The organism is Archangium sp. (assembly GCF_036388035.1).
In the GTDB taxonomy this organism is placed as follows: domain Bacteria; phylum Myxococcota; class Myxococcia; order Myxococcales; family Myxococcaceae; genus Archangium.
The window spans coordinates 1-6,459 of record NZ_DASVSO010000985.1 but is presented as its reverse complement, the minus strand read 5'-3'; the positions used below and the strand labels follow the sequence as shown (position 1 = coordinate 6,459).

Genomic DNA, 6,459 nt, shown 5'->3' with positions numbered 1-6,459 from the left:
CGGCGTCTGCTCGGCTTGCGGCTCGTGGACACCCACGGGCTCGCCCCGGCTCCGGGCCGTGCCATCGTGCGCGCGGTGCTCGCCAGCCTGTCGTTCGGTCTCTTCCTGGCCGGCTTCTGGATGGCGCTCTTCGACCGCCGCGGCCAGACGCTGCACGACAAGCTCACGTCCACGTACGTCGTGCAGCCGAGCTAGTCCTCCACCACCGCTGGGGGTCCGGGGAGTCCCGGCCCCCTCGGTGCTCACGGTCCGCTGGCTCGGGGCGCGGTTGTCCAGGACTGGAACCGCCATTGCCCGCCCGTGCGATGACCGAGGGGCTCACCCCACGCCCCCGGAATCCCCACCCTTGGACCACGCTGCCCCTGGTCCAGGAGGTGCCCCGTGGGACTCGTCGATCTGTTCACGCGCTGGCCGGTCCTGCGGCAACTCAAGGCGAGAGATCCGCATGGCCTGGGGAGGACGGCGGCCACGGAGCGCAGCGAGCGGCTGCGGCCCCGCACGCGTGACGCCGACGCGGTGAAGCGCTCCGTATGCCCCTACTGCGCCGTGGGCTGCGGGCAGCTCGTCTATACGAAGGACGGGCGCATCACCGACATCGAGGGCGACCCGGACTCGCCCATCTCGCGCGGGCGGCTGTGCCCCAAGGGCGCGGCCACCTTCCAGCTCGTCACCGGCTCGCACCGGGAGAAGCAGGTGCTCTACCGGCGCCCGGGCGCCACCCGGTGGGAAGTCCTCCCGCTCGAGCAGGCCATGGAGATGGTCGCCCAGCGGGTGAAGAAGACGCGCGACGAGACCTGGGAGGCCACCGACGGCAACGGCCACGAGGTGCGCCGCACCATGGGCATCGCGCACCTGGGCGGGGCCACGCTGGACAACGAGGAGAACTACCTCCTCAAGAAGCTCTACACCGCGCTGGGCGTCGTGCAGGTGGAGAACCAGGCCCGCATATGACACTCCTCCTCGGTGCCCGGTCTGGGCATCTCGTTCGGTTTCGGCGGAGCCTCCAACTTCCAGCAGGACCTGCGCAACGCTGACTGCATCCTCATCCAGGGCAGCAACATGGCCGAGTGCCACCCGGTGGGCTTCCAGTGGGTGATGGAGGCCAAGGAGCGGGGCGCCACCGTCATCCACGTGGACCCGCGCTACTCGCGCACCAGCGCCATGGCCAACGTCTACGTGCCCCTCCGGGCGGGCTCGGACATCGCGTTCCTCGGGGGGCTCATCCGCTACGTCCTGGAGAACGAGCGCTACTTCAAGGACTACGTCGTCCACTACACCAACGCCCCGGCCGTCATCCGCGAGGGCTTCCAGGACACCGAGGATCTCGAGGGCCTGTTCAGCGGCTGGAAGCCGGACGAGGCCCGCTACGACACCACCACCTGGCAGTACGAGGGGGCCAGTGGCACGGTGTCCGCCGCCGGCCAGGCGCACCTGTTCTCCGAGCCGGGCATGGGCGAGGGCAACCCGCGCGAGGCACGGCTGTCCGTCGAGAGCCATGACCCCTCGCTGCGACACCCGCGCTGTGTCTTCCAGCTGCTGCGGCGTCACTACGCCCGCTACACGCCAGAGATCGTCGAGCGGATCTGCGGAGTGCCCCCGCACCTGTTCCTGAAGGTCGCGGAGACGCTCTGCGAGAACTCGGGCCGCGAGCGCACGAGCGCCTTCTGCTACGCGGTGGGCTGGACGCAGCACGTGGGCGGGGTGCAGTACATCCGCACCGCCGCCATCCTGCAGCTGCTGCTCGGCAACATGGGCCGGCCGGGCGGAGGCATCCTGGCGCTGCGCGGCCACTCCTCCATCCAGGGCTCGAGCGACATCCCCACGCTCTACAACATCCTGCCGGGCTACCTGCCCATGCCCCACGTGGGCAACGCGAACCTCGAGGCGTACCTGCGGACGAACCAGGCCCAGTCCGGCTGGTGGAGCGAGCTGCCCAAGTACCTCGTCTCCCTGCTGAAGGCGTACTTCGGAGACGCGGCCCGCGCGGACAATGACTACCTCTTCGGCCACCTGCCTCGGCTCACCGGGGACCACTCGCACCTGACCACCATCACGGACATGGCGGATGGCAAGGTGAAGGGCTACTTCGTCATGGGCCAGAACCCCGCCGTGGGCTCCTCCAGCGGCGCGCTCCAGCGCAAGGGCCTGCGCGAGCTGGACTGGCTGGTGGTGCGCGACCTCGTCCTCAACGAGACGGCCGAGTTCTGGCAGCGCTCGCAGGAGCTCGAGAGCGGCGAGGTGCGCCCCGAGGACATCAAGACCGAGGTCTTCTTCTTCCCGGCCGCCGCCCACACCGAGAAGGAAGGCACCTTCACCAACACCCAGCGGCTGTTGCAGTGGCGCGAGAAGGCCGTCGAGCCCCTCGGGGATGAGCGCAGTGAGCTGCACTTCGCCTTCCACCTGGGGCGCCGGCTCAAGGAGCTCTACGCCTCGTCCCAGGAGTCGAAGGACCGGCCCGTCCAGGACCTTCTCTGGGACTACCCGACCTCCGGCGCGCACCAGGAGCCGGACGCGGAGGCCGTCCTCCGGGAGATCAGCGGCTACCGGCTGGACAGCAAGGAGCAGGTGCGCGGCTTCACCGAGCTGGCCGCGGATGGCTCCACCGCGTGCGGGTGTTGGATCTACTCCGGCTGCTACGCGGACGGCGTGAACCAGACGGCGCGGCGCAAGCCGGGGCAACAGCAGAGCGTGGTGGCGCCCGAGTGGGGCTGGGCGTGGCCGGCCAACCGGCGCATTCTCTACAACCGCGCCTCGGCCGACCCCGAGGGCAGGCCCTGGAGCGAGCGCAAGAAGTACGTCTGGTGGGATGCGCAGGCAGGGCGGTGGACGGGCGAGGACGAGCCCGACTTCATCGTGGACCGCCCGCCATCCTACCGCCCCCAGGAGGGAGCCACGGGACTGGCCACCCTCTCCGGCATCGAGCCCTTCCTCATGAAGGTGGATGGGAAGGGGTGGCTCTTCGCGCCCAGCGGCATCATCGACGGGCCACTGCCCACCCACTACGAGCCCCACGAGTCCGTCGTCCCCAACGCGCTCTACCCGAAGCAGCAGTGCAACCCGATGCGGCAGGAGTGGCGCCGCCGCGACAACCCCTACCACCGCGCCTGGGATGACCCGCGCTACCCCTACGTGCTCACCACCTACCGGCTCACCGAGCACCACACCGCGGGCGGAATGAGCCGCTGGCTGTCCTGGCTCTCGGAGCTACAGCCGGAGATGTTCTGCGAGGTGTCTCCGGAGCTGGCGCGCGAGCGGGGACTCCTGCACGGCGGCTGGGCCACGGTGTCCACCGCGCGCTCGGACATCGAGTGCCGGGTGCTCGTCACCGAGCGCCTGCGCCCGCTGAAGCTGGACGGGCGCGTGGTGCACCAGATCGGCCTGCCCTACCACTGGGGCGTGGTGGGCCGGGCGCGAGGGGACAGCACCAACGACCTCATCGGCTTCGTGGGCGATCCCAACGTGAGCATCCAGGAGTCCAAGGCCTTCACCGGGACCATCGTGCCCGGAAGACGCGCCGTGCGCAGGGGAGCGAAGGGCCGGAGGAAGCCGCCGCCGCTGCCGGCTGGCACGCGCGAGAAGAGCCGGGGAGCCGGGCCCCGACTGCCAATGCAGGAGCGGAAGGAGAAGTAGCACCCATGGGACAGAAGGGCTTCTTCACCGACACCACCCTCTGCATCGGCTGCAAGGCGTGCGAGGTGGCCTGCAAGCAGTGGAACCAACTGCCGGACGACGGCTTCCACCTCACCGGCATGTCCTACGACAACACCGGGCACCTGGGCGCCGCCACCTGGCGACACGTGGCCTTCGTGGAGCGGCCGGTGCCGATGCCGGGCCAGCTCTCCGGGCTGGAGAACTTCTCCTGGCTGATGATGTCGGACGTGTGCAAGCACTGCGAGCGGGCCGGGTGCCTGGAGGCGTGCCCCACCGGCGCCATCATCCGCACCGAGTTCGACTCCGTCTACATCCAGCCCGACGTGTGCAACGGCTGCGGCTACTGCGTGACGGCCTGCCCCTTCGGCGTCGTCGATCGGCGCGAGGACGACGGCCGGGCGTGGAAGTGCACCCTCTGCTACGACCGGCTCAAGGACGACATGACGCCGGCGTGCGCCAAGCACTGCCCCACCCAGTCCATCCAGTTCGGCGACCTGGACGAATTGCGCGAGCGGGCGCGCCACCGGGTGGAACAGCTGCACGAGCGGGGCGTCACGGACGCGTACCTCTACGGGGTGGACGCGGAGAACCAGCCGGGCACCGGCGGCCTCAACGCCTTCTTCCTGCTGATGGACAAGCCCGAGGTCTACAACCTGCCGCCCGACCCCGTGGTGCCCACGCTCAAGGGCCGCAGGAGCTGGGCCATGGTGGGACTGGGCGCCCTGGGCATGGCGGCGCTCGCCTTTGGCTCCGTGCTGTTGGGAGTGGAGGAATAGCCATGGAGCACGACTGGCTGGCGGAGGCGGAGCGGCGCGGCGACGGACGCAACGTGGACCCCGCGGTGGGGACGCTCCAGGGCGAGGGCGCTCGGCAGCGGGTGAAGAACCTCGACGAGCCTCATCCCGCCCTCCCCGTTCCTATAAAGGAGGGGGCGCCCACGTACTACGGCCAGCCCTCCCTCAAACCGCCGGTGTGGATCTGGAGCATCCCGCTCTACTTCTACGTGGGCGGGCTCGCCGGGGCCGCGAGCCTGCTCGGCGTGGCCGCGGACTTCAGCGGGCGAGGGCGCCTCCAGGGGCTCGTGCGGCGCTGCCACTGGCTGGGCGCCCTGGGCGACGCGGTGAGCGGGGCCCTGCTCATCCATGACCTCGGGCGGCCCGAGCGCTTCCTCCACATGCTGCGGGTGTTCCGGCCCAGTTCGCCCATGAGCATGGGCTCGTGGATTCTCACGGGCTCCGGCGCGAGCAATGCCGCGGCGGTGCTGCTCGCCCACCAGCGCGGCGCCCTGGGACAGGTGGGCCGGGCGGCGAGCGTCGTCGGGGGCGTGCTCGGCATGCCGCTGGCCGGCTACACCGCCGTCCTCATCACCAACACCTCCGTCCCCCTCTGGCAGCACACGCACCGCACCCTGCCCCTGCTCTTCATGAGCTCCGCGGTGGCGAGCTGCGGCGCGCTCCTCGAGCTGTTCCCCCAGAGCCGCTCGGAGCACCGGGTCTCGCGCGCCTTCCGGCTCGGCGGCACGGTGGCGCAACTGGTGGCGGCCCGTGCGGTGGAGCGCGAGGCGTCGCGCTCGGAGCCGGTGGTCCGGCCGCTGAAGCAGGGGCTCCCGGGGGCGCTGTGGAAGACGTTCCAGGCGTGCACCGTGGCGGGCCTCGCGCTGTCGCTGTGGCCCGGGCGCCAGCGTTGGAAGACGGTGGCCGCGAGCGCGTTGACCACCGTGGGCGCACTGGCGGTGCGTTTCTCCCTCTTCTCCGCGGGCAAGGCGAGCGCGCGAGATCCCCAGGCCACCTTCCGCTCCCAGCGGGAGGGGCTCGGGGCGGCGGAGGTGGGAGCCGCCTCCCAAGTCCTCCGGGACTCCCGGCCCGAGCGCTTCCCGCTCCCCGTGGTGCGCTGAGAGGCCCGTCGGCTGCCAGCCTGCCGGGAGTTGAAGCTCAAAGGAGGAGAGCAGGCAGGCGCCGCCCTTCGCCCTACCCACCCCTCCTGGAGTCGGCTAGAAGATCCTGGCCCGGTCCTTGAAGGATTCGTTGTGCCTGCTGGCCGCGGCCTTAAGATGCCGCGTCCCCCATGCCTTCCCATCTTGCCCAAACCCTGATCGCGCAAGGCCTCCTTCCCCAGGACAAGGCCGAGGAAGCCTTGCGTCACCAGGCGGCGCAGGGGGGCTCCATCGACACAGCGCTGCTGGAGCGTCGGCTCGTGCCCGAGCCCCAGGTGCTCCACGCGCTCGGAGAGGCGTCGGGACTGCGGCCCGTCAACCTCGCCGACTTCGAACCCAACGCCGACGTCGCCTCCTTCATCCCACCGAAGATCGCCGAGCGCCTGTGCGTGGTGCCGCTGTCGCTCGACGGCACCACCCTGCACGTGGCCTGTGGCTACCCGGTACCCCGGAAGGAGCTCGACGAGGTGGGCTTCCTCCTCGGCAAGCCGCTCGAGCTGTGGGTGGCCACCGAGGTCCGCGTCCGCGAGTGGATCTCCGTCATCTACCGGCAGCCCCTCTCCCAACGCTACACCACCATCCTCGCCTCGCTCGACCCCGAGAAGACGGGCGCGGCGGCTCCGGCCGCTCCGGTGGTGGCCGCTCCGGCGGTGGCCCAGCCGAAACCGCCCGCGCCCGCTCCGGCGCCGCCTCCTGCGCCGAAGCCCGCGGCCTCCGATGAGCCCTCCCTCACCGTGGACATGGTGGAGCGGCTCGCGCGCGCCGTGGCCAGCGAGCCCGTCGCGCTCGAGGTGAGGCCGCCCGCCGCGCCCCAGAGCGCCCCCCTGGCGCCGCCCGCCCAGCCCCCGCCGCGTCCGGCGACGACTCCCTCCGCG

General features: G+C 71.0%; 4 protein-coding genes and 1 pseudogene. All 5 read left to right on the top strand.

Annotation, left to right across the window (positions count from 1 at the left end):
* On the top strand, positions 1-195 hold a 195-nt coding region (locus tag VF697_RS40810), incomplete at its 5' end, for an RDD family protein (RefSeq protein WP_331103812.1).
* Between the two features lie 186 nt (positions 196-381).
* Positions 382-3,630 carry a formate dehydrogenase gene (gene fdh, locus VF697_RS40805; RefSeq protein WP_331103810.1) on the top strand — a complete coding sequence of 1,083 codons (3,249 nt, stop codon included), beginning with the start codon at positions 382-384 and terminating at the stop codon, positions 3,628-3,630.
* A gap of 5 nt (positions 3,631-3,635) precedes the next feature.
* Positions 3,636-4,427: a 4Fe-4S dicluster domain-containing protein gene (locus tag VF697_RS40800; RefSeq protein WP_331103808.1), complete on the top strand. Its 792-nt coding sequence runs from the start codon at positions 3,636-3,638 to the stop codon at positions 4,425-4,427.
* 2 nt (positions 4,428-4,429) lie between these two features.
* Positions 4,430-5,545, top strand: a complete 1,116-nt coding sequence (nrfD, locus tag VF697_RS40795) for an NrfD/PsrC family molybdoenzyme membrane anchor subunit (protein ID WP_331103806.1) — start codon at positions 4,430-4,432, stop codon at positions 5,543-5,545.
* Positions 5,546-5,715: 170 nt separating this feature from the next.
* Positions 5,716-6,459: pseudogene (locus VF697_RS40790) on the top strand (FrgA protein); the annotation flags it as partial.